This window comes from Ereboglobus sp. PH5-5, assembly GCF_029504805.1.
GTDB lineage: Bacteria > Verrucomicrobiota > Verrucomicrobiia > Opitutales > Opitutaceae > Ereboglobus.
This window is the reverse complement of the sequence record NZ_JAQFIT010000005.1, coordinates 72,267-97,163: the sequence shown is the minus strand read 5'-3', so window position 1 is coordinate 97,163 and position 24,897 is coordinate 72,267. Positions and strand designations below refer to the sequence as shown.

19 protein-coding genes are annotated in these 24,897 nt (G+C 60.5%); 13 read left to right on the top strand and 6 right to left on the bottom strand.

Annotated features, from left to right (window positions below; all coding sequences use genetic code 11):
* The first annotated feature begins 140 nt into the window (after positions 1-140).
* From nagB to M2103_RS04470, 5 genes are all read left to right on the top strand, one after another.
* Positions 141-2,051 carry a glucosamine-6-phosphate deaminase gene (gene nagB, locus M2103_RS04490; protein ID WP_277509012.1) on the top strand — a complete coding sequence of 637 codons (1,911 nt, stop codon included), beginning with the start codon at positions 141-143 and terminating at the stop codon, positions 2,049-2,051.
* Between the two features lie 39 nt (positions 2,052-2,090).
* Positions 2,091-3,887, top strand: coding sequence for a beta-N-acetylhexosaminidase (locus M2103_RS04485; protein ID WP_277509011.1), 1,797 nt, complete (start codon positions 2,091-2,093; stop codon positions 3,885-3,887).
* Between the two features lie 60 nt (positions 3,888-3,947).
* A complete protein-coding gene (locus M2103_RS04480) occupies positions 3,948-5,918 on the top strand; it encodes a sodium:solute symporter family protein (protein ID WP_277509010.1) in 1,971 nt (656 codons plus the stop codon).
* 333 nt (positions 5,919-6,251) lie between these two features.
* Complete coding sequence (locus M2103_RS04475) at positions 6,252-7,661, top strand: ROK family protein (RefSeq protein WP_277509009.1); 1,410 nt, start codon at positions 6,252-6,254, stop codon at positions 7,659-7,661.
* Positions 7,662-7,831: 170 nt separating this feature from the next.
* On the top strand, positions 7,832-8,683 hold the full coding sequence (locus tag M2103_RS04470; RefSeq protein ID WP_277509008.1) for a PIG-L family deacetylase: 852 nt from the start codon (positions 7,832-7,834) through the stop codon (positions 8,681-8,683).
* 58 nt (positions 8,684-8,741) lie between these two features.
* Here the strand turns inward: M2103_RS04470 and M2103_RS04465 are convergent, their stop codons facing one another.
* The 4 genes from M2103_RS04465 to M2103_RS04450 all read right to left on the bottom strand — a co-directional run bounded on the left by M2103_RS04465 (position 8,742) and on the right by M2103_RS04450 (position 13,362).
* Positions 8,742-10,166: a hypothetical protein gene (locus M2103_RS04465; RefSeq protein ID WP_277509007.1), complete on the bottom strand. Its 1,425-nt coding sequence runs from the start codon at positions 10,164-10,166 to the stop codon at positions 8,742-8,744.
* Between the two features lie 183 nt (positions 10,167-10,349).
* The gene (locus tag M2103_RS04460; RefSeq protein ID WP_277509006.1) at positions 10,350-11,318 is read right to left on the bottom strand and encodes an AraC family transcriptional regulator; all 969 of its coding nucleotides are present in this window, start codon (positions 11,316-11,318) and stop codon (positions 10,350-10,352) included.
* A complete protein-coding gene (locus tag M2103_RS04455) occupies positions 11,297-12,226 on the bottom strand; it encodes an NAD-dependent epimerase/dehydratase family protein (RefSeq protein ID WP_277509004.1) in 930 nt (309 codons plus the stop codon). The genes M2103_RS04460 and M2103_RS04455 overlap by 22 nt, the downstream gene beginning before the upstream one ends.
* A complete protein-coding gene (locus M2103_RS04450) occupies positions 12,223-13,362 on the bottom strand; it encodes an aminoglycoside phosphotransferase family protein (protein ID WP_277509003.1) in 1,140 nt (379 codons plus the stop codon). Before M2103_RS04450 ends, M2103_RS04455 begins: the two co-directional genes overlap by 4 nt.
* A gap of 184 nt (positions 13,363-13,546) precedes the next feature.
* On the opposite strand from M2103_RS04450, the gene M2103_RS04445 reads away from it, so the two are divergent.
* From M2103_RS04445 to M2103_RS04435, 3 genes are all read left to right on the top strand, one after another.
* A complete protein-coding gene (locus M2103_RS04445) occupies positions 13,547-14,380 on the top strand; it encodes a hypothetical protein (protein ID WP_277509002.1) in 834 nt (277 codons plus the stop codon).
* 31 nt (positions 14,381-14,411) lie between these two features.
* Positions 14,412-16,031 carry a sulfatase gene (locus M2103_RS04440; RefSeq protein WP_277509001.1) on the top strand — a complete coding sequence of 540 codons (1,620 nt, stop codon included), beginning with the start codon at positions 14,412-14,414 and terminating at the stop codon, positions 16,029-16,031.
* Positions 16,032-16,102: 71 nt separating this feature from the next.
* The gene (locus M2103_RS04435) at positions 16,103-17,044 is read left to right on the top strand and encodes a TatD family hydrolase (RefSeq protein WP_277508999.1); all 942 of its coding nucleotides are present in this window, start codon (positions 16,103-16,105) and stop codon (positions 17,042-17,044) included.
* A gap of 75 nt (positions 17,045-17,119) precedes the next feature.
* Here the strand turns inward: M2103_RS04435 and M2103_RS04430 are convergent, their stop codons facing one another.
* Positions 17,120-17,677 (bottom strand): DUF1287 domain-containing protein, encoded by a 558-nt coding sequence (locus M2103_RS04430; protein WP_277508997.1) that lies wholly within the window; start codon positions 17,675-17,677, stop codon positions 17,120-17,122.
* Positions 17,678-18,006: 329 nt separating this feature from the next.
* Positions 18,007-18,759: a ribonuclease PH gene (gene rph, locus M2103_RS04425; protein WP_277508996.1), complete on the bottom strand. Its 753-nt coding sequence runs from the start codon at positions 18,757-18,759 to the stop codon at positions 18,007-18,009.
* 242 nt (positions 18,760-19,001) lie between these two features.
* Between rph and M2103_RS04420 the strand changes: the two genes are divergently transcribed.
* From M2103_RS04420 to M2103_RS04400, 5 genes are all read left to right on the top strand, one after another.
* Entirely contained in the window at positions 19,002-19,775 is a 774-nt protein-coding gene (locus M2103_RS04420; protein WP_277508995.1) for an endonuclease/exonuclease/phosphatase family protein, read from the top strand.
* A gap of 174 nt (positions 19,776-19,949) precedes the next feature.
* On the top strand, positions 19,950-20,402 hold the full coding sequence (locus M2103_RS04415) for a hypothetical protein (protein WP_277508994.1): 453 nt from the start codon (positions 19,950-19,952) through the stop codon (positions 20,400-20,402).
* A gap of 222 nt (positions 20,403-20,624) precedes the next feature.
* Positions 20,625-22,394 carry a hypothetical protein gene (locus M2103_RS04410; RefSeq protein WP_277508993.1) on the top strand — a complete coding sequence of 590 codons (1,770 nt, stop codon included), beginning with the start codon at positions 20,625-20,627 and terminating at the stop codon, positions 22,392-22,394.
* Between the two features lie 178 nt (positions 22,395-22,572).
* The gene (gene hisF, locus M2103_RS04405; protein WP_277508991.1) at positions 22,573-23,334 is read left to right on the top strand and encodes an imidazole glycerol phosphate synthase subunit HisF; all 762 of its coding nucleotides are present in this window, start codon (positions 22,573-22,575) and stop codon (positions 23,332-23,334) included.
* Positions 23,335-23,456: 122 nt separating this feature from the next.
* Positions 23,457-24,863 carry a class II fumarate hydratase gene (locus tag M2103_RS04400; protein WP_277508990.1) on the top strand — a complete coding sequence of 469 codons (1,407 nt, stop codon included), beginning with the start codon at positions 23,457-23,459 and terminating at the stop codon, positions 24,861-24,863.
* Positions 24,864-24,897: the final 34 nt, after the last annotated feature.

Here is a 24,897-nt window from a genome sequence, read left to right as displayed (position 1 = left end):
AGGGTTCGCACCACCGTTTATGGCGTTCACAGCTTTTGTCATTTTTGTTAAAAACATAATCGTTTTTGCCATTTCACATGAACACGACGGCGGTTATTATGGGCAAGCTTTTTTAACGTCATTAACGTCACACGCCACACATGAACCAAGTCACCACCGAAAGCCAGCAACGCGAGCGCATCCGTATCCAGATTTATGATACAGCCGACGAGGCGTCGTGCACGCTCGCCCGCGAAATTGCCGGGTTAATCCGCGCCCGCGCCAAGGCCGGGCGCTCCGTCGTCCTCGGGCTCGCCACGGGCGGGACGCCCGTGCGCCTTTACCGCGAGCTGATTCGCATGCACCGCGAGGAGGGGCTGAGTTTCGCGAACGTCGTCACCTTTAATCTCGACGAGTATTACGGCCTGCCGCGCGAGCATTCGCAAAGCTACTGGCGCTTCATGCACGAGCAGCTTTTCGACCACATCGACATTCCCGCGTCCGCCATCAACGTCCCCGACGGCATGGTGCCGCGCGCGGAGGTGTTTGCGTGGTGCCGCGCCTACGAGCAGAAAATCAAGGACGCCGGCGGCATCGATTTGCAGGTGCTCGGCATCGGGCGCACCGGCCACATCGGTTTCAACGAGCCGGGCTCCGGCGCGGATTCGCGCACGCGCCTGGTCACGCTCGACAGCATGACGCGCCGCGACGCCGCGCGCGATTTTATCGGCGAGGCCAATGTGCCGCGCCACGCGATCACCATGGGCGTCGGCTCGATTCTCGACGCGCGCCGCATCGTCCTGCTTTCGTGGGGCGGGGCCAAGGCGCGCGTGGTTGCCGAGGCCGCCGAGAAAGCGCCCTCGGAGGCGCTGCCCGCGAGTTTTCTCCAGCAGCATGGCGACGTCACCTTCCATGTTGACCGCGCCTCGGCGTCGGAGCTCACGCGCATAAAACTTCCCTGGCTGGTCGGCCCGGTCGAGTGGACCCCGACGATTTCGCGCCGCGCGGTCGTGTGGCTTTCGAGGCAGGTCAAGAAGCCCGTGCTCAAGCTCCTCGACGACGACTACACCGAGCACGGCATGACCGATTTGCTCACGGAGCAGGGCCCCGCCTACATCCTCAACATCCGCATTTTTAACGAACTCCAGCACACCATCACCGGCTGGCCGGGCGGCAAGCCCGACGCGGACGACACGCATCGCCCCGAGCGCGCCGCGCCGCATCCGAAGCGCGTGCTCGTTTTGAGTCCCGAGCCTTCCGACGATGTGATTGGCATGGGCGGCACCATCCGCCGTCTTGTCGAGCAGGGGCACCGGGTCACCGTGGCCTGCCAGACATCGGGCAACCTCGGCGTGCCCGACGAGGAGGCCGCCTCGTATGCCGACTTCATGATCGAGCTGGAGGACTCCGACGCGAAGGGAGCCAGCAACACATTTGTCCGCAAAATCAGGCAGCAGCTCGACGAGAAATCCGCCTTCGACATCGACCCGCCGGAACTGCGCCGCTTCAAGGGCGCGTTGCGACGCGAGGAGGCGCGCGCCGCCGTCCGCGCGTGCGGCGTGACCAAGGAAAACTCGGTCTTCCTCGATCTGCCGTTTTACGAACAGGGCCGCTACCGCCAGTTCCGCATCGGCGACGCGGATGTGGACGCGGTTGTGGCGCTCCTGCGCAAGATCGAGCCGCATCAGATTTTTGCCACGGGCGCGTCCGAGGACCCGAGCTCGCTGCCCGCGATTTGTTTCAGCGTGCTGCGGCAGGCGCTTGAAAAAACGCGCGACGACGCGTGGCGGCGCGATTGCCGCGTGTGGATTTATCGCGGCACCTCGGGAATCTGGGACATCGCCGAAATCGACATGGCCGTGCCGATGAGCCCGATGGAGTTGTCCGCAAAAATCCAATCCATCTGCCACCACAAAAGCCAGCGCAGCCAGACGCCCGCGCGCAGCCAGCAGGCGGGCGAGGCGTGGCAGCAGGCCGAGCAGCACAACCAGTCCGTCGCCCGCGCCTACGACGAGTTCGGCCTCGCCAACTACGAGGCGATCGAGCCGTTCCGGCAGTGGATGGAAGACTGAGTTTTTTTCGATCCTTCGTTTCCCAAAAATAATACCGATATGAAAACTCAGAATGAGCGCGCGCCCATCGTTTGTAGGGGCGCACCTGGCGTGCGCCCTGGTGTTCGCCCGTTTTATGCGAACGCGCGCAAACAGTCCTCCGTGAACGAGGGCGCACGCAAGGTGCGCCCCTACGGGTTGCTGTTTTTCGGCGCGCTTGTGTGTGCGGTTTTTTCCTGCGGGCTTGCCGCCGGTGAAATCAATGTCATCCCGCGTCCCGCGCAGATCGTGCGCGACGATGCGAAGGCGGACGCGCCGTTGGGCGCGGCGCATGTCATTGTGTGCGCCGATGCCGCGCTTGGGCGCGTGTATGCGGACACGCTTTTGGAATGGACGGGCTTGCGCCTGGCGGTGCATCCGACAACGGCGACCGCGGCGGGCCGTCCGGTAATCAGCGTTGATTCCGCCTCGCGCTCGACGAACGCGCACATCGCGCATCCCGAGGGCTACGCGCTTGAGGTCGCCGCGGATGGCGCCGTGCGCATCGAGGCGTCCGCCCGCAACGGCGCGTTTTACGCGTTGCAAACACTCGCGCAACTCGTGGCGCGGGACGGCGCGCGCGTCACGCTGCCGGTCGTGCGCATTTACGACTCGCCGCGATTCAAGTGGCGCGGCGTGTTGTTCGACGACGGGCGGCACTTCTTCGGCCCGGTTGCGGCGAAGCGATTGATCGACGCCATGGCGCTGTATAAATTCAACACGCTGCACTGGCATCTCACCGAGGACCAGGGCTGGCGCATTGAGATAAAAAAATATCCCAAGCTCACGCAAATCGGCGCGTGGCGCGCCAACTCCCCCACGCCCGGCGACCGCAACAAACCCGACGGCGTGCCGCACGGCGGTTATTACACGCAGGACGAGGTCCGCGAGATCGTCGCCTACGCGCACCAGCGCGGCATCACCGTCGTCCCCGAAATCGAAATCCCGGGGCACGCCGCCGCAGCCATCGCCTCCTATCCGGAGCTCGGCAACAGCGACATCGAAGGCTACGCGCCCAAGGTCGTCGAAACTTGGGGCGTCAAGCCCTACGTCTTCGCGCCCAAGGATGAGACATTTCGCTTTTTGCAGGATGTGCTCGACGAGGTTTGCGAGCTGTTTCCCAATTCAAAATACATCCACATCGGCGGCGACGAGGCTCCGAAAAAACAATGGAAGGCGTCCGCCTTCGCGCAAAAAGTCATTCGTGAAAACAACCTGAAGGACGAGTTCGAGCTGCAATCGTGGTTCCTCGCGCGCATCGAAAAATATCTCAACGCGCGCGGCCGCCGCATCGTCGGCTGGGATGAAATCCAGGAGGGCGGCCTGTCGCCAACCGCGACGATGATGGTCTGGCGCGACTGGAAGTGGGCGCGGCTCGCCATCGAAAAAGGCAACGATGTCGTGATGACACCAAACTCCCATTGTTACGTGGACTATCTCTCGTCCGCCGACGACAAACCGACGGATCCGTATTACGAGCAGCCTCCGCTCAACCGTTCCGGCAACCGTCCGCAGCGGCTCGTCACGCTGGAGAAGGCGTATCACTTCGAGCCCATTCCCGAGGGCACGCTACCGGAGCGCGAAAAGCAAGTGCTCGGCTGCCAGGCGAACCTTTGGGGCGAGTATCTTTTCGATTGGAACCGCGCCGAGTATAGCCTGTATCCGCGCATGTTCGCGCTGGCGGAGGTTGCGTGGAGTCCGAAGGAGGCGCGCGACTGGAACTGTTTCCAAAAGCGGCTGCCTTCAGCGATTCGCTATCTCGACAAAGTCAACGCCAACTACCGCCGTCCCGACGGCTCGCCCGCGCGGGCGCGATAATTAATTGTCTCAATACGCATCATTGCTTCCTAGTTGTAGAAGAAAACCCACACACTCCCCATGCTAACAAACCTCTCGTCTCTCGATTTGGCGATCATCGCCGGCTTTCTGATCTCGGTGGTGCTCGTCGGTTCCGCCGCCGCGCGCCGCTCGGGCCGCAGCGCCGGCGACTTCTTTCTCTCCGGCCGCTCCATGCCCTGGTGGCTGCTCGGCGTCTCGATGGTGGCGTGCACGTTTTCGTGCGACACGCCGAACCTCGTCACCGACATCGTGCGCACGCACGGCGTGGCGGGCAACTGGGTGTGGTGGGCGTTTCTGCTGACGGGCATGCTGACGGTTTTTGTCTATGCGAAACTCTGGCGCCGCTCGGCGCTCGACACCGACCTCGGCTTTTACGAGATCCGCTACAGTGGACGTCCCGCGGCGGCCCTGCGCGGATTTCGCGCGCTGTATCTGGGCGTGTTTTTTAATGTCATGATCATGGCCACCGTGTCGCTCGCGGCGATCAAGATCGGGCAGGTGCTCTTCGGCCTTTCGCCTGTGGAAACATTGCTGTGGGCCATGGCGGGCGTGGCGGTTTACGCGACGCTCGGCGGACTGACCGGGTCGATCTGGGCGGATTTTTACCAATACTCCGTGGCGATGGTCGGCGCGATTTTTGCGGCGGTTTACGCGGTCAAATCGCCCGAGGTCGGCGGCATCTCGTCGTTGGGTGAATTGTTTTCCAACGCCGACGTCTCGGCGCGCATGGCGATGTTTCCCGACCGAGAGGGCGGACTTTCGACGCTGATGACATTGCTGATTCTGCCTGTGGCCGTGCAGTGGTGGAACGTCTGGTATCCCGGTTCCGAACCCGGCGGCGGCGGCTACATCGCGCAACGCATGCTCTCGGCGAAAAACGAAAAGAACGCCGTCGGCGCCACGCTCCTGTTCAACTTCCTGCACTACGCCGTGCGCCCCTGGCCGTGGATCATCGTCGCGCTCGTTTCGTTGACGCAGTTTCCGCTCACCCCGCCCGACCAGCAGGCCGCCGCGCGCACATGGCTCGCCGCGAATCCGGATCTCGTCACCCGCTACGAAAGCGGCGACGCGACACTCGGCGAAACCGTGCGCAACGAGGTGCGCCAGGCGCGCGCCGACGCCGCCGGAACGGGCAGTCTCGCGCGGGAGTTTCCGAATGTGGACGAGCAGTTCTTGCGGCACGACATCGCGTATCCCGGCATGATTTCCAAGATGCCCAAGGGCTGGCTCGGGCTGATCGTCGCCTCGCTCATCGCCGCCTACATGTCCACCATCGCCACGCACCTGAACTGGGGCTCCTCCTACGTGGTGCAGGATTTCTACACGCGCTTCATCCGCAAGGACGTCAGCCCGCGCCACGCCGTGTTCGTCGGGCGCCTTACGATGCTCGCGCTGCTCGCGCTTTCGGGGGTGGTCGCGCTCTGGATGCAAAACGCGAAGGATTCCTTCGACATTCTCCTCCAGATCGGCGCCGGCACCGGGCTGCTCTACATCCTGCGCTGGTTCTGGTGGCGCATCAACGCGTGGAGCGAAATCACCGCGATGATCGTCTCCTTCGCCGTCGCCTGTTTCTTCCAATGGGGCGCGCCGCATCTCGGCATCGAGGCGGCCATGCGCGAGAGCGGCTGGTTCTCAATCATGGATTACAGCGCGTGGAAGCTCGTCCTCGGCATTTTGCTGACAACCGCCGGCTGGCTGGTCGTGACATTCCTCACGCAACCCGAGCCGCAGGAAGTGCTCGCGAAGTTCTGCGAAAAAATCCGCGCGGGCGGTCCCGGCTGGCGCAAGGTGAGCGCTGCGATGCCCGCGTCGTCCGTTGCGAAGGGCAAGTGGGATGTGCCCACCGGCCTGCTGTGCATGATGGTCGGCTGCCTTGCGGTTTGGTCGGCCCTGTTCGGCATCGGCAATTTGCTCTACGGGCGCTCGACTCTGGGCACGGTGCTCTGCGTCGTGGCGGTGCTCGCCACGCTTGCCACGCTGCGGCTCTCCACACGCATCAAGCTGGGCTGATCGCGTCCGTCATTATCCATTGAAATTTTCCGCCATGAAAACTCGAACTGCGCTTCCTCTCATCCCCAACGGGGATGAATCCCTTAGCCCAGGGTTGGCGCGAGGAACGAGCGCCTACCCTGGGTTTGTTGAAAGAGAAAACACAACCCTGAAGGGGTTGCATCTTTTGCGAACGCATGGCGAACAAACAGGCCGCAACCCCGTTGGGGTTGGTTGTCATGTTTATTATTCCCGGGGTAGCTCGCCGCGCTCGCAACCCCGGGCTAGAGGACAGAAGCCCGTTGGGCTTCAAGCGCGGACTCATCTGTTTTTTTAATCCAATAATTTTTTCCCATGACAGACATTCGTCCGAAAATCACACCTCCCCTCGATTCCGCCTTTGTGCCCGCCTCGCTTTGGACGCGCGCCTACGGCAGGCTGGTGGCAAACGACAACGGCGCGCGCGACGTCGAAATCACGCTCGTGCGCGGCGACGGCGGCCGCACAACCCATCGCACGCGCGCACTCGCCGCCGCGCATCCGCGGGCCGCGCTCACGCTCCGCCACATCGAGCGCATGATCAAGTTTCTCCTCTGGCAGCGCGGCGGCTGTCGCGTGCTCATCGCGGGCGCGGACGAGCTGGTCGAACCGCTTAAGCGCATTTACGGCGCGCAGGGCGAGCGCGCGTTCGACTGCGAAATGATGGGGACGAAGATTTACGGAAAACCCTTCGAGGTCGCCCGCGCGGATGTGTCTGGCGGGGCGTCCGCATCCGAGTCGCAGGACGAGCTTTCGGTTGGCGGGCATCTCGACGGCTGCCGCATCGGTTTCGACCTCGGCGGAAGCGATCGCAAAGTCGCCGCGCTCATCGACGGACGCGTGGTGTTTTCCGAGGAAATCCCGTGGAGTCCGTATTTCGAAAAAGATCCATCGTATCACATCGACGGCGTGCAGGATTTGCTTGTTCGCGCCGCCGCGCACCTGCCGCGCGTCGATGCCATCGGCGGCAGCTCCGCCGGCGTGTATGTGAACAACGAGGTGCGCGTCGCGTCGCTCTTCCGCAACATCACGCCCGAGCTTTTTGAGAAGAAAATCCGCCGCATGTTTCCCGACCTGCGCGAACGCTGGGGCGGCGTGCCCTTCGAGGTAGCCAACGACGGCGAGGTGACCGCGCTCGCCGGCTCGATGTTCATGAAGGACAACGCCGTGCTCGGCGTCTCGATGGGCACCAGCCAGGCCGGCGGCTACGTCACCCCCAAGGGCGGCATCACGCCCTGGCTCAACGAGCTCGCGTTCACGCCAATCGATTACCGCGAGGACGCGCCCCGCGATGAATGGTCGGGCGACGGCGGTTGCGGCGTGCAGTATTTTTCGCAGCAAGGCGTGGCGCGTCTCGCCCGCGCCGCCGGTTTCGGCTTCCCCGAAACCATGCCGATGCCCGAGCAACTCGAAGCCGTGCAGGAGGCCATGACGAAGGATGATCCGCGCGCGCGCGCCATCTACGAAACCGTGGGCGACTGCTTCGGCTATTCGCTCGCCCACTACGCGGATTTCTACGAGCTGCGCAACATCCTCATCCTCGGACGCGTGACATCCGGCGAGGGCGGCCGCGTCATCATCGACCGCGCGCGCGCCGTGCTGGACGCGGAGTTCCCCGAACTCTCCACGCGCCTCGCGTTGCGCACGCCCGGCGAGCAGGAAAAACGCCACGGCCAGGCCATCGCCGCCGCCAGTCTGCCGGCGATAACTGACGTGCAAAAATGACGACGACGATTTTTCTTTGGAGTGCGGTGGCAGAGCGAAGCGGCGACACCGCTTTGAGCGATTTGCGAATTTTCTCCGCATTCGAAAGCGGCGTCGCCGGGCTCTGAGCCCTCTGCCGCCGCACTCCAAAACAGGCAATTTTCAACAACCAACAACCACACCTATTCATCATGAAATTCACACGCAACGAAGCCGACACCTTTGTTCCCGAATCCGCCCTCGCGCCCGCCGACGCGCTCAAGCGCACCACGCACCTGTGCATCGCCGCGCACCAGGACGACATTGAAATCATGGCCTACCAAGGCATCGCCGCCTGCTTCGGCCGCGACGACAAATGGTTTTCCGGCGTCGTCGTCACCAACGGCGCGGGCAGCCCGCGCTCGGGCCCCTACAAGGATTACACCGACGAGGCCATGCAGGGCATCCGCCGTCGCGAGCAGCGCAAGGCCGCCTATGTCGGCGATTATTCGATTCAGTTTCAGCTCGCGCATCCCAGCGCGGCGGTGAAGAACCCGACCGACGCCGGCGTGCAAGCCGACCTCGCCGCGATCCTCGCCGGATGCGCGCCCGAGGTCGTCTATTTGCACCAGCCCGCCGACAAGCACGACACGCACATAGCGGTGCTCTCGCACAGCCTCAAGGCGTTGCGCGCGCTTCCAGCGGAGCGTCGTCCGAAAAAAGTGATCGGCTGCGAAGTCTGGCGCGACCTCGACTGGATGTGCGACACCGACAAGCACGCGCTCGACACCGGCGCGCACCCGAACATCGGCGCCTCGCTCGTCGGCGTCTTCGACTCGCAGATCACTGGAGGCAAGCGCTACGACCTCGCCACGGCGGGCCGCCGCCTCGCGAACGCCACCTACCACACCTCGCACGCCACCGATGTTTACGACGGCATCAACTGGGCCATGGACCTGACGCCGCTCGTTGAAAACCCCGAGTATTCAATTTCCGAATACACGCTCGCCCACATCGACCGCTTCCGCCAGGACGTCGCCGACCGCATCAAGAAGTTTTCTTGATAGGCACGCACGCAAGGGCGCGCCGCCGCGCGCGCCCCCCGGCGTTGCGATGAGATAATTATTGTTTGTCGATGATGACGGTTGTCAGCGACCAGCTGTTCAGCGGCAGGCAGACGGCCAGATACTGGTTCTTGAATTTGACCTGAAAGCGCTGGCGCACCTTGGGGTTTTCACCGGCGGCAACGACGATCACATACTGGCCGTCCGGGTTTTTGAATGTGATGGCGGTCAGCGCGTCGTCCGGCTGCTCAATGGCCATGATCTGCGCGCCCCGCTTTACGTAGGGGCTGAAGTGGTAGAACACGGCGCACTGCGTGCTCTTGCTCACTTTTCCGGTTTCGGTGTCGATCGACATGAGGCCGCCGCAAGGGAATCTTCCGGTGTTGGGCTGGCCGTCCTCGTCCAAGAGCAGATTCCAACTGGTGAAGGAGGAGCAGCCGTTGTTGAGGGCGCCAAAAATCACCTCCGACCACCATTTCGGAGTCTGGATGTCTTTCAGCGCCAGGTTGGGGCCGCGCTCGGTCAGGTGCATTTTCGTGCCCGGGTTTTGTTTCAAAACTTCCCGCATCATCTCGGGCTTTCCGGCGTAGGGATGCCATGCCACGGCCGCCGCGTTGCGCTTTACGTCGGGGTCCGCGAGCATCTGGTTCACGCGATCACGACCCTCGTAATCCCAGTCATACAACCATATTTCCGTGTCGAGCCCCGCCTCCTTGAACGCCGCGGGCATCAGTTTTCCGGCCAGTTCGATTTCCTGTTTTGCGGAAACGAGTGTCGCGGGGCAGCCGCCGCGCTGGTCGGTTCCCGGTTCGTTTTGCACCGAGACGGCGTCGATGCGAACGCCGCGTTCCTTGTAGGCCTTGAGATAGGCCGTCCAATAGGCCGCGAACGACGGCAAATATTTGTCGAGCAGGCTGCCGCCGCACATGGCGCCGGAATCTTTCATCCAGCCCGGCACGCTCCACACGGCCGCGTAGGTGAACAAGTCGGAGCGGTAACTGTGGACGCGCTTGATGATCGGAATCATATAGGCCTCGTCGCGCGCCACGGAAAATTTCTTCATCTCAACATCGCCCTCGTGATCGTTGTAGTTGTAGAGCTCGGTTGCGTAGTCGCTCGATCCGCAGTTGAGGCGTATCATTGAGATGTTCATGCCGCGGGAGCTGAACGCCTCCTTGAGCACTTTGTGGCGGGCTTCGATATCCATCTGTGAAAGCAGCCAGCAACTGGCGTCGGTCATTGAAACCCCGATGCCGAAATATTCGTGCGAAGGCCTGGCGGCATCCAGGTCGATCGACTTAAGCAAACTGTATTCGTGCCGCGTGAAAGGTGTCGATGCCACTTCGCGCAGAGCCTTGTCCTTTGTGGTTTGCAGGATGCGAAACTGAATTTCGTTGTCCTTGGGCACATAAGATCCGGCGAAGGCGGATAACACACTGCCAATCAGGGCAGGCACTAGGAGGAAGGTTTTAAGGGGACTCATAACGCGCATGTGAAACGCAAGGAATTGCTGAGTCGATTAAAACATTCGGAATAAATATTTATTTAATGTTTGGCGCGGCATGTTTGGGGTAGGGCGAACCGTCCCGGTGAGCCGAGACTGTGGGCGGCTCACCGGGACGGTTCGCCCTGCCAAAGCGGTTCACGGGCGTCGCAAGCGACGCCCCTACGTGGAGGATTTGGCGTTGTTTGTCTGAACGAATTTTCGGTAGGCGCGCGGCGACATGCCCATGGCGTTTTTGAATGCGCGGCTGAACGCGAAGATCGACTCGAATCCGCATGCCCTTGAGATTTCCTCAATGCTGCCGCGTTCCGGATCGCCGAGCATTGACGCGGCAATCAACAGTCGCGACTCGCGCATGTAGCTGCCGAGACTCACGCCCAGGTTCTTGCGAAAAATCGCCCGCAAATAACTAATCGAGTAGCCGGTGTGCGCGGCGAGATCGGATATGCTCACGGACTCGCCGAGGTGCGAGCGCACATAGGCGTTGATTTTTTCCAAAATCGCGCCGCGCGTGTCCGACTCCTCGCCGTCGTTGCGAATCACGCAATCGGCTTCGCGGCATTTGGCGAGTCGTTGCAGAAAGTCGGAAACCTTGAGCACCAAATTCAAGCCGCGCCCGGGGGCGGCGGCGGGCGATGCATATTCATTAATAAGCGCGTCGAGCTCTTCGATTTCGCGCGCGCCGAGTTTGCGAGGCGAGTTGCGCAGGGGCCGCAGGGTGGCGGCATTTTTCATTTCAAAGGTAACAAACATCCATTTCATCGGCCCTTTCTCAATGTCCAGATAATGGTGAAACTGGTGCGGAAATATCAGGCAAGCCATGCCGGGTGTGAGTTGATACGGCACGCCGTCCACATGTATGCGTCCGGTTTTCTGGAGCGGCACCACCAATTCGTAGCGATGATGGTAATTATGCGTCACGCCGCGCGGCCGCAGCATGTCCGGCGAGGTGCGCTTGAAAATGATGATGTTGTCGGCAACCGCGGCGTTCTCCAGTTTCGCGCCGGAAAACAAGTCAGCCGGATTGACCAGCCGGTTGAGCGATTTGCCGATTCGATCGCAGGCTGCCTTGAGCGAAGCTTGGTCGTTTGCGCGCGCGCCGCTCTTTTTTATCGGGCTTCGTCGTGGCATGCCTTGTAATACGCGAGCGTTTCGTGCAGCCCCGTCTCAAGCGATCCCGACAGCGGAACGCCCGCCTGGCGCAGCGCGTCCACGTTTGCGCGCGAATGGCGCACGTCGCCGGCGCGTTCCGGCGCGTGACGGATCTCGGAGCGCGATCCGGACATGGCGATGATGCGTTGCGCCAGTTCGAGTATCGTGATCTGCCCGCCGTAACCCGCGTTGAACACGCCGGCCAGTCCGGGAGTGGTGGCTGCCTGGATGCACGCCGCCGCGAGGTCTTTCACGTAGATGAAATCGCGCGTCTGCCCGCCGTCGCCGAAGAGGGTGAGCGGTTCGTTCGCAAGCGCCTTTTGCATGAAGATCGGCACCGCGGCGGCGTAGGCGCTTTCGGGGTCCTGGCGCGGGCCGAACACGTTGAAGAACCGGAAGGCGACCGTGTCGAGCCGCCCCGTTTCGGCGAACTGGCGGCAGTAGTATTCGCCGTCGAGCTTGGTGACGGCATAGGGGCTGCGCGGCTCGGGAAGCATTGCCTCGAGTTTCGGCACGGAGGGATTGTTTCCATAGACGGCGGCGGACGAGGCGAAGAACAGTTTGCGCACGCCGGCCGCGGCGGCCTCCTCAAGCACATTGAGCGTGCCGGTCACGTTGAGGGAAACGCATTCGTGCGGACGCTCAACGGATTCGGGCACGCTGATCAGCGCGGCGAGGTGAAACACATAATCGACACCGCGCATGGCCGCGCGGAGCGCGTCGCGGCTCAGGATGGAGTCCTTGATGAACTCCACGCTCATGCCCGCCAGGTTTTTTTCGAATCCCGTGCGCAGGCTGTCGAGCACGCGCACTTCGGCGCGTCCTTGCAATTGTTCCGCGATGTGACTGCCGATGAATCCGGCTCCGCCGGTGATGAGCACTTTCATTGTGAGGTCTCCTTGTTTGCGATGCGTGTGGTGATGGTTTCCATTGCGGATTGTTGCGAGTCGATGCTGCGCGCGAGGGCGAATTGCGTGCGGCATCGGTCGAGGTTGTGGCCGGGGCGTTTTGTTTTGAAATACACGTCGCCCTCAAGGTAATCGGTGAGAAAACGCAGGCCGATTTCGAAGGTGATGAGTTTGCCCGAAAAAGCGAGGTGCGCGCGCTCGGCCTCGTTCAGGAATGAGCCGGCGGCGCTCAAGTAGCCGGAGACAAGCCCCTCGTAAAAGGGCATGCGCATGGAGATTTTGGAGAGGTCCCGCTCATCCTCCGCGCCCGAGTTTGTCGCGGAGCGCACCATGTCGCCAAAGTCGTAGAGGGCGAGGCCGGGCATCACGGTGTCGAGGTCGATCACACAAATGCCCTCGTGCGTGGCGTCGTCGAGCATCACATTGTTGATCTTGGTGTCGTTGTGCGTGATTCGCTCGGGGATCGCGCCGCTTTTCTGGAGGTTGAGCAAAACGCCCGCCATGGATTCGCTCTTTAGCGCGAAGTCGATTTCATCGCGCGCATTCGCCGCGCGGTTGTGCGCGTCGGCCGCGAGCGCGCGCTGGAAGTTTTCGAAGCGTTTGCGCGTGTTGTGAAAATCGGGGATGGTTTCGCGCAGGCGCCCGCCGGGCAGGTCGTTCAGCAGGCCTTGAAACGTGCCGAAGGCGCGGGCCGCCTCGCGCGCGTGCGACGGGGTTTCGACGATGTCGTAGGTGCGCGCGTTCTCGATAAAAAGGTAACACCGCCAGGCGTGGCCGCCGGCGGCATTGAGATGGGAGCGCCCGTCACGGGTCGGCACAAGGGTGAGCGCGCGGCGCGAGGCGTCGGCGCCTTTTTCCTTTGCGCGGCGCGAGGCGTGGCTGGTGACGCGTTCGATGTTGTCCATCAGCGCCGCGACGTCCTTGAAAATATTTTGGTTTATTTTTTGAAAGATGTAGCGAACCGGCGCGCCCGACTGGTCGAATCGCGCGACGAAGGTGTCGTTGATATGCCCGGAACCGTAGGGTTGCGCGTCCAGGAACTGCCCGTGCAGCATGAATTGTCCGGCAACATCGGCCAAGTCCGAGGGTGGGGAAGGGGGGGCGTTATGGCTCATCGTAAAGAATTATGGGTAGGTCATTAAAATAGTCGTTTTTGTCAATTAATTTTCATTTTTAACGTTTTAGATGCTCGCCAAAACACCGGCACCCGCGCGGTGATAGGGATTGTCAAACAACAGCCTCCCGGCAAACCATCGACTGTGTATTTCACCAACAACCCTCAACTTCATCCTTTTCGCCATGCCCAAGCCATTGCCTGAAGTTTTTCATTATTTCCACGAGGCCGCGTTTTTTATTGTTCTGGTCGCGCTTCTGTTGCTCGTCACCGAATGCGCGTTCCGCTACGGGCGCCGGCGCGCCGCAAATGCGCGCGAGCATCTGAGCGGCCAGGTCACCGCGCTCGGCGGCACGCTGCTGGGGCTTGTCGCGTTGATGCTCGGTTTCGCCTTCGGCATGGCGCTCGGGCGCTTCAACACGCGGCAGGATTTGCTGCGGCAGGAGGTCAACGACCTTCAAACCTCCTACCTGTTCGCCGACCTCCTGCCGAGGGATGGCGCGCAAAAAATGAAGTCGCAGATTTACGAATACACGGGCCTGCGCGCCGAGTATTACACGCCGGGCACGCGCGCCGACCAGATGCGCGACAACATCGACCGCACAAACATCCTGCAAAATGAAATGTGGACGGAGACCGTGCGATTGCTCGAACGCGCCAACACCGAAAAGGCCGGCGTCGGCGCGGACCAAATCGTAAATTTCATGAACACGCTCACCCGCGTGTTTTCCGATGAAAACGACCGCACCGCCGCGCGCGGCAATCACATTCCAGAGGCGATCATCTGGCTGCTGATATTTGTCTCGGCCTGCGCCACCGGCACGCTCGCCTACGGCATCGGTTTGAAAAGCACGCGCATCTTCTGGCCAAACGTCGTTCTGGTCATGGCCATTTGCTCGGTGTTGACGATCATTCTCGACCTCGACCGCCCGATCCGCGGCGTCATCATCATCAACCAGGGCAGCATGGCCGCGCTTCACCAAACGATCGGCGGGGATATCAAGGCGCCGAGGGAGTAGCTTATCAAGGAGCGCAAAAAATAATACCGGCATGAAGATTGTCAAAAATACCGCGGGCGGCGTTTTGTGCGCGATGGCCGCGCCGTTGCTGTTCACGTCCGGCGCGGTCGCGCAGCCGGACGCCAACAAGGCAGGCCGCCCCAACATATTGTTTTGCATCGCCGATGACGCGTCGTTCGGGCACATGTCGGCGTATGGTTGCAAGTGGGTGAGCACGCCCGCGTTTGACCGCGTGGCGAGGGATGGCGTTTTGTTCATGCGCGCCTACACGCCGAACGCCAAGTGCGCGCCGTCGCGCGCGGCGGTGCTCACGGGGCGCAACAGCTGGCAGCTCGGCGCGGCGGCGAACCACGGGTGTTATTTTCCCGCGGAATACCGCACCTTCATGGAGGCGATTTCCGGAATGGGGTATGAAACCGGCTTCACGGGGAAAGGGTGGAGTCCGGGCGATCCGGGAACCGCGGAAGATGGAACGCGCCGGCAATTAACCGGCACGGAATACAATGGGGGTAAAACAACCCCGCCGACAAAAGGCATTTCGCCAATCGACTACGCGGGGAACTTCGAGTCGTTTTTAAAATCGAGAAAACCCGGCCAACCGTTTTGCTTTTGGTATGGAGGGCGCGAGCCCCATCGCAAATATGAATACGGCTCCGGTGTCGCCGTCGGTGGCAAAAACACGGCGCAGATTGATCGCGTGCCCCCGTATTGGCCCGACACCGAAACCGTGCGCAACGACATGCTCGATTACGCGCTGGAAGTGGAGCATTTCGACAGGCACCTCGGACGCATGCTGGAGGCGTTGGAGCGCGCGGGTGAGTTGGAGAACACAATCATCGTCGTCACTTCCGACAACGGCATGCCGTTTCCCCGGATGAAGGGAACCGCCTACGAGGCATCCGTGCACATGCCGCTGGCGATTTGCTGGCCGCGCGGCATAAAAAATCCCGGACGTGTTTCACACGATTATGTGAGCTTCATAGATTTCGCCCCGACATTCATCGAGGCCGCCAGCGGAGCTCCACAGGCGGCAATCATGGCCCCGGTTCAGGGGCGGAGTTTGATGGATATATTTCAGAACAATGCGCGGGGACGGGAAATGTTGCTCGTCGGACAGGAGCGGCACGACCTGGGGCGTCCGAATGACACCGGATACCCGATACGCGGCCTGCTCATGGACGGCTTTTTATATTTGAAAAACTTCGAGCCCGCGCGCTGGCCCATGTGCGATCCGGTAACCGGATATTTGAACACGGACGGCGGTCCGACCAAGACCGCAATCCTCGAGCAAAACAGACGGGGCGTTAATCACTGGATGTGGGAGCTCAATTTCGGAATGCGCCCGGAGGAGGAATTGTATGACCTGTCAACGGATGCTGATTGCATGAACAACCTGGCCCGCGCGCCGGAGCACAGTGCGCGGTTGTCGCAAATGAAAGAGTGTTTGTTTGCCGAGCTGCGCAGGCAAAACGACCCGCGCATGGAGGGACGCGGCGATGTTTTCGACCAATATCCCTACGCGTCGAAAAACAGGGATTTATACAATCGCTTCATGAACAAAAACGAACGCGCCAAGATAAGAACCTCGTGGGTGGAACAAAGCGATTTCGAGGCGCCCGATTTCGATCCGGAGCGTCCGCTGAAACGATAGGGCGGTCACAGTCTTGAAAGTTTGGAATTGGGAATGGCTCCGCATGACTTTTTCGTCTTGAAACCAAGCAAATGGAAATCGTCGATTCGCATGTGCATTTGTATCCGCCGGAGCTGAACGCGGCTCCGGCTGAATGGGCGGCGGCGCACGGCGAGGCGCACTGGGCGGTGCTGTGCACGCGCACGCGAAAGGACGGGCGGCGCGTGCAGGAGTTTCCAAGCGTCGATGAATTGCTGCGCGCGATGGATGCGGCGGGCGTGGCGCGCGCGGTGCTCCAAGGATGGTATTGGGAGCGGCCGGAGACATGCGAATGGCAGAATGGCTTTTATGAAAAATGCGTGCGCGCGCATCCGGACCGGCTGAGCGCGTGCGCGGCCCTGCATCCGGGCGCGGGAGCGGATGCGGCGCGCGAATCGGTGAGGCGCGCGGCGGAGGCCGGGTTTGTCGGGCTTGGTGAATTGTCACCACATTCGCAGGGCGTGATGGCCGATGCGGCGGCGCGGGATGCGATGGATGCGGCGCTGGCGCTTGCGGGCGAGCTGGGGCTGTCGGTGTGCATGCACGTCACCGAATCGGCGGGCGAGGCGGGACGAAGAAATTATCCGGGAAAGGTGGAGACGCCCCTCGGAGATTTTGTGCGCTGGGCGCGGCGGCATCCTGGGACGCGCTTCGTGCTGGCGCATTGGGGGGCGCGGTTGCCGCTGGATGCGGAGTGGAGTGAGTCAGTGCGAAACCTCGGAAACATTTTTTATGACACGGCGGCGTCGCCGCTGACGTATGGCGCGAACACCAGCGCGGGCATTTGGCGCGAGATGGCGGATGCCTCGGGCGCGGAACGGGTTTTGTTTGGAACGGATTATCCGCTTGTTCTGTATCCAAAAAACAATGACGCGAACGCCGCTGATTCGATGGCGTCGCTCATCGCCGAAGCACGCACAGGCGAGTTGAGCGAGATGGAACTTGAGGCGGTTTTAGGCGGCAATGCGAAGCGGGTGTTTGCGCAATCGCGTTAATTTTTAACCCGAAACAAACCGCTCAATCTTTCGCTCTTCCCTCAAATTGGGATGGATCAATGGGTGTGAGGTTGGTCACAGCCGGAAGTGGGCGGTGATTTGGTATTGGAAAAGGATATTTTCCTCACGGGTGCCGGAGCCGATGTTGTGAATAATGAGCGGGGTGCTGTCGGGTGCTTTTTTGTCGGAGACGATGCCGATGTGCGGGAGCGAGCCCTTGGGACGGAGATTCCACGCGACGATATCGCCGGGCTTGTAGTCGGCGGCTTTGTCGGTGACGGCAACGGATTTCCCGGCGCGTTTGAAATAGGTGCAAAGATTGGGAACGCGGCGGTGATCGATGTTTTTGTCGGTTTTGCTGAGCCCCCAAATTTTTGGGTAGGCGGAAAAGTTGGCGCGCATGTCCTCGTGGACGAGTTGCTGGAGGTCGGCGTTTTGCTTGCGCAAGGCGCGCACGATCACGTCGGCACACACGCCGGTGTCGATGGGCACATCGCCGTTCGGGTATCCGATTTTTCGATACGCCGGATCATAGGAAGTGGTGACGCCGATTTGCGCGCGGGCTGCGGCAATGGTTTGGGCGGGGGTGATTTTAGGGAGTGCGCCGGAGGCGCTTGCGGCGATGACGAGCAAAGAAAAGAGAAGTGCGGTTCGCTTCAAAAACTTATCTCTCATCGTGATATTCATCATCAAACACAGAGAGTTGTTGTTTAGATTCTTCATATATCCACCAACCGGTGGGGCTTTGATTGCGATAGGGAATCTGTTTTTTGCGAGGCATATAAATTGTTACAGCAATTTAGATTTTCATTTTGAATCTACTCCCGTTGCCCTAATCAGATGTTTTTCTTTTCTGAAATAGTCGATATACATTGAATCGCTTGGCAAACCACAGACCTGTTCGATGTATACTGTTCCGGTAGATTCAATGAAACGATTAATACGATAGTGTTTTTCACGCCTCACCCGATCTTCACCGTTCCCAGCAGTTGTTTCGTCAAAAACGCGGTTTGTTGCGCGGCCAAATCCTTGAGGCCTTTTTGGGCGAGAACGAGAAGGCCTTGGAGCTGGTCGTTACTGAAAGTGGCCTCCTCGCCCGTGCCCTGCACTTCGACAAACTGGCCCTTGCCGGTCATCACGACGTTAAAATCGACTTCGGCGTCCTTGTCCTCGAGATAGTTTAAGTCGAGCAGTTCCTTGCCTTCGTGGATGCCAACGCTCACGGCGGCGACGGAATCGAGGAGGGGATTTTCGGCGAGCTTTTTGGCGTCGATAAGTTTTTGCACGGCGAGGCGCGCGGCGAGGTAGGCGCCCGTGATCGAGGCGGTGCGGGTGCCGCCGTCGGCTTGGAGCACGTCGCAGTCGATCCAGAGGGTGTTTTGGCCGAGTTTCTGAAGATCGATGATGGCGCGGAGGGAGCGACCGATGAGTCGCTGGATTTCAACGGTGCGTCCGTCGATGCGGCCCTTGGAGATGTCGCGCGATTTGCGGTCGAGGGTGGAGTAGGGGAGCATCGAATACTCGGCGGTGAGCCAGCCGCCTTTCACGCCCTGCTGTTTCATCCAGTTGGGGACGTTGGGTTCGATGGTCGCGGCGCAGATGACGCGTGTGTTGCCGAAACCGATGAGCACGGAGCCGGTGGCGTGCGGCGCGATGTCGGGAACGAGCGTGATGGGACGGAGTTGGTCGGGTGTGCGGTTGTCGTTGCGGTGCATGGATGAAAAAGGTGTCAGGAGTCGGAATCTGCGGTTTGGCGCTGTTGTGTCGCGGAGGTTGCGGAGCCGAAACTGTTAACTGAAAACTGTAAACCGTAAACTGCCGCCGAGGCATCCTCGCAGTCTGCTCGCGTCGCATAAAATAATCATGGTTTCTCGTTGCAGATGAAACGCGGGGCGGAGTATTCACTTGGACTCATTTTCAATTCCGGAAGTTGAAGCCCGCGTTTTCCGTTTCACAAATGTCCTCGTTGCGCATCGTCACTTACAATATCGCCCATGGCCGCGGGCTGCGGCCGTTTTCGGCATTGTCTTCGCAGCGCCGGATTCGTTCGCAGCTGACCAAGATCGCGAAGCTGTTGTCCATGTTCAAGGCCGACGTCGTCGCGCTGCAGGAGATTGACCAGGACTCGTCGTGGGCGGGGCATTTCGACCACCTGGAATACTTGAGGCGGTTCACGCGGTTTCCGTATGCGGTGTTCGGCGTGAACACGCGCAGGGACGGGTTGTTTCACTTCAACTACGGCAACGCGTTTTTGTCGAAGCATCCGATTTTGGACTCGGAGAATATTGCGTTTGGGAAAAAAACACTGGGAGAGAAGGGCTTCTTGTTTGTTGAGCTGGATGTGGGCGGAAAACGCGTCCCCATGGTCAACATGCACCTGCATCACCGGTCGCGCGCGCACCGCATAAAGCAGGTGGAAATGCTCATGGGTTACCTCACAAAAAAATCCGCCGAGATGCGTCCGAAGTGGACGGTGCAGCCGATTGTGTGCGGCGACTTGAACAATCCCTCGCACACGGCGGATGCTACGCGGTCGCTGTTTCAATATTTCTCGCGGCACGGCGACTACCGTTTGTTTCCGATGGATGAAAAAACATATCCCTCGCCGCTGCCCCAGCGCACGCTGGATTTTGTTTTTCTGCCGCCGTCCTGCACCAACGCCTCGTGCAGTGTGGTGAAATCGTTTTTGTCTGACCACCGCCCGGTCGTGGTGGATTGCAAATTAAAGTAAGGCAGGGCGGTTTCGAGCGCGCTTTAGTTTTAGTAATTTTTTTACGCGGGCGCGCAAACGAATATCAAATACGGTTGACTGCAAATAACTATTGCAGAGAAGGGCATTTAATTAAGAGTAAACGCCGTCTGGGCGAAAAAATTGCCTGATTAATCAAAACGGAGAATACAAATCATGAAGAAAAAAACAAAAGCCAAAGCTACCCCAGCGGCGCCGGCGCCCGTTCCGGCAAAAAAGAAGAAAACCAAAGCGGTATCCTCGGCTAAAGTCACTTCGCCCAAGGTGGCGAAAGCGGCGGCCGCGGCGGTCGCTCCCGCGCCTGCTCCGCAAGTGAAGAAAGCCGCCGCGTCAGCCGGGCAGCCAAAGCCCTCGATCATCAAGATCAAGGCGCAGATCGACATCGGTTTCGGCAATTCGCTCACAATTCGCGGCCTCGGCGCCGGCTTGAGCTGGGACAAGGGCATTTCGATGAATTGCGTCAACGACGACCTCTGGTCGATCACGCTCGTCGGCGTCAGCGGGCCTGTCTCGTTCAAATTCCTTGTCAACGACCTGTCCTGGAGCGATGGCGAGGACTACGTTGCGCAACCGGGCGACGAACTCGTTCTTATCCCTACCTTCGAGTAACCGGCGCTCGGCACAAACACATTTCGTTTATCGCGACATGCGGGGACGGCTTTCGGGCCATCCCCGCATTTTTTTGAAAAACCCGCGCGATTCCCGCGTTTGCGACGTAATTTTTTAACTTTACGAAAAATTACCTCTTGCACACGCATCCAAAACACTGGCAAAATTAACGACTTCATTGTTGCGCGCGTGGTGCGCACGACAGATTAGCCTACTACCTTCATGCACAGCTTCTCCGAGCAATGTCTCGAAATGGCCCGCACAATGCTGGCCCACAATTTAACCTCAATACAGCCGGAAGGCACTATTCTTCCTGTTGAAGGCGAGCACTCCCGGCCCGACGAACCCGGTCACGCCGCGCTTGCACTTGGCGAGTATTACCGCGCCACCGGCGCCACCACGCTCAAAGGCTACGACCTCGTTGACCTGACCGCGCGCTGCATCACCGCGCAGATGTTCACCGAACCCGCCGCCGAAAACGGCCTCGCCTACGCCTCGCTCGGCCTGCTCTGCTTCGGCCCGTCCAAGGAACGCAATCTCGTTTGGGAACGCCTTGTTGACGAAACCCGCGCCCGCATCGACAAACAATTGCTCCACCGCTCGGACTACGACAACCACTGGCAGGCGTTCAACGTCGCCAAGGCCGTCGCCCGTTTCTCATTCGGTCTTTCCAAGAAGGACGAAACCTCGCGCCTCATCGAGCGCATGGTCGAGCGCATCAACGCCACCAGCTCCACCGGATTTTTCGACGACGCGGCCCCCGGCATCGGCGGCAACTTTTCACTCTACGGCGTGATGACCTACGTGTTCATCCGCTCCTCGCTCCAGCTCCACGCCAACTCAGGCGTGCGCGACCGCAAGCTCCCCACACTTCGCACCTACGCCGAGAAATACATCAAAATGATGCCCGACCTCGTGCGCGCGGACGGGCTCGGCTGGGCGTTTGGCCGCTACTCGGGCGCCTACGGCCAGATGCACTGCATCAGCCTCATTCTGCAAGGCCTGCGCGACGGCTGGATCGCCGAGGATCAAAAACCGAAGTATTTCGACATCCTGCGCCGCCTCTTCCTGTTCTTCTACCAAACCTATCTCGACCAGGAGCACGGCTTCCTCGACATGCGCGACAACGAGCGCACTGCCAATCAGCACCATACCACGCGCATCGCCAATTTCGACGCCGCGCGCTTCCTCTGCCAGTGGTCGCGCCTCGCCAAGACCGTGCAAATGCCCGCCGCGCCGATCAAACCCGAGCCCGTGCGCGCCAATCCCACCGGACGCTTCGTCATCTTCGACAAGTCGAACCGCAAGGAGCAGGGGCTCTTCCTCTATCGCGATCCCACGAGCGGAATCCAAGCCCAAATCCCGCTCGTCAGCTCCAGCAAGGTGCCGAGCGCCGACACGCTGCCCTTCCCGCATTGCCCGGGTGTGTTTGACTGGCCGTGCAATGTTTACGCGCCGATCATGCTCCCAGAGCTCACCTTCGACGACACCACAGTCACGATCCCCGCGTATTACGGCAAAAACTGCGTGACCGGCCTCGGACTGCGCAACAGCTTCTATTTCCGCTACGAGCAACCCGAACTCATCACCAAGGACGAGGAACTCACAAAAAACATCGGCTCGGTGAAAGTGCAGTGGAATTTTGCGGGCCCAAGCATCAGCTGCGAATTCGCCTACACGGTGAAGCAGCAAGTCACGCTTACGAAGTTCCGCTACATGCTCGCCATCGCCGCGCCGCATTCGCGCTATCGCGTGGCCGGATCGCTCGCACTCGGCGAGCAGGCGCACCGTTGCACAGTGCAAAAGGATGATTTCCAGGCCTCCTGGCAGGAAACCGAGGTGGTGACCGACGACCCCAACTATTGCACGAACTACGGCAAAATCCACTATTTGCAGAGCCTCGTGCGCGACCATCCGCTCATCATGCGCCCCGGCAACATCTACCGCCTCATCGTGAACTTCGAACCCGACGTCATTAGAATTGAAGAGTGAAGAAGGAGTCAGGAGTCAGAATACAGGAGTCAGCCTCCGGACGGGCGCTGCCGCGCCATTGGAAAAAGTAAGGCAAAATGGACTCGCCTAGTCTTTCGGGGACTCCCGCACTTCGGCCTTCAGTCTTTTTTCTCCTGACTCCTGTATTCTGACTCCTTTTCCTCCAATCCAAAACACCATGCTTTCGAAACGAGTCATTCCCTGTCTGGATGTCAAAAACGGGCGCGTCGTCAAAGGCGTGCAGTTCGAGCAACTTCGCGACGCCGGCGACCCGGTCGAGTGCGCCAAGGCTTACGACGCGCAAGGCGCCGACGAACTCGTTTTTCTGGACATCACCGCCTCGTATGAGGAACGCAACATCATGCACGATGTCGTCGCCCGCACCGCGGAAAAATGTTTCATGCCCCTCACTGTCGGCGGCGGACTTCGCACGGTCGATGATATCGAGAAAATGCTCAAATCGGGTGCGGACAAGGTTTCGCTCAACACCGCCGCAATCAAAAATCCGCAGCTCATTGCCGACGCGTCAAACCGGTTTGGCAACCAGTGCATCGTTGTCGCCGTCGACGCCAAACGCGAACCCGATGGCAAGACATGGCGCGTTTACACGCATGGCGGCCGCAACCCGACCGAACTCAACGCGGTTGCCTGGGCGCGCGAGGCCGTCGCGCTCGGCGCGGGCGAAATCCTCCTCACCAGCATGGATTGCGACGGCGTGCAAAATGGCTACGACTGCGCGCTCACCCGCGCGGTGAGCGACGCCGTGACAGTGCCCGTGATCGCCAGCGGCGGCGCGGGAAAACTAGAGCACTTTGCCGAGGCGGTGACGGAGGGCCACGCCAGCGCCGTGCTCGCCGCGAGTCTCTTCCACTTCGGCACGCTGAGCGTCCCGCAAGTGAAAGGTTACCTCGCCTCCTGCGGCATTCCGGTAAGGCTGTAACTTTCAAATCGGTCCAAAAACGCGACGCGCGTTCGACGCGCCCGATGTTAAGTTTTTGGCAAACAGCGACAAAAACGGGCTTCCGCTTTGATTTTTTTGCCAAAGCGGTTATTGGTTTACCCATGCGTATTGAAAGAGATTCCATGGGCGAAATGTCCGTTCCGGACGAAACACTCCACGGCGCGTCCACCCAGCGCGCGTTTTTGAATTTTCCGATCAGCGGGCGTCCGCTGCCCGAGAGTTTCATTCGGGGCCTTGCGCTTGTGAAGTTCGCCGCGGCCGCCGCCAACGAGCAGCTCGGGCAGCTCTCACCCGAGAAATCGCAACTCATCCAGCAGGTCGCGCAGGAAATCATCCAAGGGGAGCACATCGCGCACTTTCCGCTCGATATTTTCCAGACCGGCTCGGGCACCTCGACCAACATGAACATGAACGAGGTCATCGCCAACCGCGCCAGCCAGATCACGGGCAATCCGATCGGCTCCAAAAAACCGCTTCATCCGAATGACGACGTCAACCACGGCCAGTCATCCAACGACGTCATTCCCACCGCCCTGCATGTTTCGGTCGCGCTTGCGCTGCACGCGCAGCTCGTGCCCGCGCTCAAGCACCTGCACACCGAACTCGCCGCAAAGGCGCGCGCCTTCGACGGCGTTGTGAAAATCGGGCGCACGCACCTGATGGACGCCACGCCCATCACGCTCGGGCAGGAGTTTTCGGGTTACGCCGCGCAAGCCAAGAAGGCCGCCGACCGCGCGGAAAAAGCCATCGCCTGCCTGCGCGAACTTGCGATCGGCGGCACCGCGGTTGGCACCGGCATCAACACCCATCCCGAATTTGCCGCGACAGTCTGCCGCATTCTCACGGAACGAACGGGCATCCTTTTCTACGAGGCGGAAAACCATTTCGAGGCGCAGGCGGCGCGCGACGATTGTGTTGAGGCCGCCGGCCATCTCAGCGCCATTGCCGCGGCGCTCACAAAAATCGCAAACGACATCCGGCTGCTCGGCTCCGGCCCGCGCAGCGGCCTGCAGGAAATCAAACTCCCCGCCACGCAGCCCGGCAGCTCGATCATGCCGGGAAAAGTCAATCCCGTGATGAGCGAAATGCTCGTGCAAGTCTGCATCTACACTCAAGGCATGGCCAACATTGTGGCCATGTGCGGACGCGACGGGCACTTCGAACTCAACGTCACGCTTCCGTTGATGTCTTACGCGCTGCACGACTCGATTCGGTGCCTGGCCGCCGGCGCGCGACAGTTTGCCGACGCCTGCGTGAAGGGCATCGAGGCCGACCCCGGGCGCTGCCGCGAACTCGTTGACCGCTCGCTCATGCTCGTGACCGCGCTCAATCCCCATATCGGCTACGATGCCGCGGCCGCGGTTGCGAAGGAGGCGTATTCAAAAAACAAGACATTGCGCGAAGTCGTCCTCGAAAAAGGCCTGCTCGACGCTGCCACGCTCGACCGCGCCCTTGATCCGACAACCATGGTCCGGCCCGGCGCAGGCACGCCCGGGGCGGGCGGATGACAGTTCGCTCTATATCTCGCTCGCCTCAATCAGC

Excerpts from the sequence above, each read along its gene's own strand:
- nagB (WP_277509012.1), top strand. The coding sequence starts at position 141 with ATGAACCAAGTCACCACCGAAAGCCAGCAACGCGAGCGCATCCGTATC.
- M2103_RS04485 (WP_277509011.1), top strand. The coding sequence starts at position 2,091 with ATGAAAACTCAGAATGAGCGCGCGCCCATCGTTTGTAGGGGCGCACCT.
- M2103_RS04480 (WP_277509010.1), top strand. The coding sequence starts at position 3,948 with ATGCTAACAAACCTCTCGTCTCTCGATTTGGCGATCATCGCCGGCTTT.
- M2103_RS04475 (WP_277509009.1), top strand. The coding sequence starts at position 6,252 with ATGACAGACATTCGTCCGAAAATCACACCTCCCCTCGATTCCGCCTTT.
- M2103_RS04470 (WP_277509008.1), top strand. The coding sequence starts at position 7,832 with ATGAAATTCACACGCAACGAAGCCGACACCTTTGTTCCCGAATCCGCC.
- M2103_RS04465 (WP_277509007.1), bottom strand. The coding sequence starts at position 10,166 with ATGAGTCCCCTTAAAACCTTCCTCCTAGTGCCTGCCCTGATTGGCAGT.
- M2103_RS04460 (WP_277509006.1), bottom strand. The coding sequence starts at position 11,318 with ATGCCACGACGAAGCCCGATAAAAAAGAGCGGCGCGCGCGCAAACGAC.
- M2103_RS04455 (WP_277509004.1), bottom strand. The coding sequence starts at position 12,226 with ATGAAAGTGCTCATCACCGGCGGAGCCGGATTCATCGGCAGTCACATC.
- M2103_RS04450 (WP_277509003.1), bottom strand. The coding sequence starts at position 13,362 with ATGAGCCATAACGCCCCCCCTTCCCCACCCTCGGACTTGGCCGATGTT.
- M2103_RS04445 (WP_277509002.1), top strand. The coding sequence starts at position 13,547 with ATGCCCAAGCCATTGCCTGAAGTTTTTCATTATTTCCACGAGGCCGCG.
- M2103_RS04440 (WP_277509001.1), top strand. The coding sequence starts at position 14,412 with ATGAAGATTGTCAAAAATACCGCGGGCGGCGTTTTGTGCGCGATGGCC.
- M2103_RS04435 (WP_277508999.1), top strand. The coding sequence starts at position 16,103 with ATGGAAATCGTCGATTCGCATGTGCATTTGTATCCGCCGGAGCTGAAC.
- rph (WP_277508996.1), bottom strand. The coding sequence starts at position 18,759 with ATGCACCGCAACGACAACCGCACACCCGACCAACTCCGTCCCATCACG.
- M2103_RS04420 (WP_277508995.1), top strand. The coding sequence starts at position 19,002 with ATGTCCTCGTTGCGCATCGTCACTTACAATATCGCCCATGGCCGCGGG.
- M2103_RS04415 (WP_277508994.1), top strand. The coding sequence starts at position 19,950 with ATGAAGAAAAAAACAAAAGCCAAAGCTACCCCAGCGGCGCCGGCGCCC.
- M2103_RS04410 (WP_277508993.1), top strand. The coding sequence starts at position 20,625 with ATGCACAGCTTCTCCGAGCAATGTCTCGAAATGGCCCGCACAATGCTG.
- hisF (WP_277508991.1), top strand. The coding sequence starts at position 22,573 with ATGCTTTCGAAACGAGTCATTCCCTGTCTGGATGTCAAAAACGGGCGC.
- M2103_RS04400 (WP_277508990.1), top strand. The coding sequence starts at position 23,457 with ATGCGTATTGAAAGAGATTCCATGGGCGAAATGTCCGTTCCGGACGAA.